The following is a 217-nucleotide window of genomic DNA, read 5'->3' as shown; positions in this document are numbered from 1 at the left end:
GACCTTAGCACCGGCCGTGTGTCTCCCGGATATTACTTTACTGTATTCGGAGTTTGCAAAGGGTTTGTAAGTCGGGATGAGCCCCTAGCCTTTACAGTGCTCTACCCCCGTAAGTATTCGTCCGAGGCTCTACCTATATAGATTTCGGGGAGAACCAGCTATCTCAGGGTTTGATTAGCCTTTCACTCCTAGCCACCGGTCATCCCCTAACTTTTCA

The 217-nt window shown here is 49.8% G+C and carries 1 rRNA gene; it reads right to left on the bottom strand.

Features of this window, described 5'->3' with window-relative positions:
* Positions 1–217, bottom strand: a 23S ribosomal RNA gene (locus V6260_RS19065); the annotation flags it as partial.

The sequence above is a fragment of the Pseudoalteromonas aliena genome, from assembly GCF_038155085.1.
Classification (GTDB): domain Bacteria; phylum Pseudomonadota; class Gammaproteobacteria; order Enterobacterales; family Alteromonadaceae; genus Pseudoalteromonas; species Pseudoalteromonas aliena_A.
This window is presented reverse-complemented; position numbering and strand designations above follow the sequence as displayed.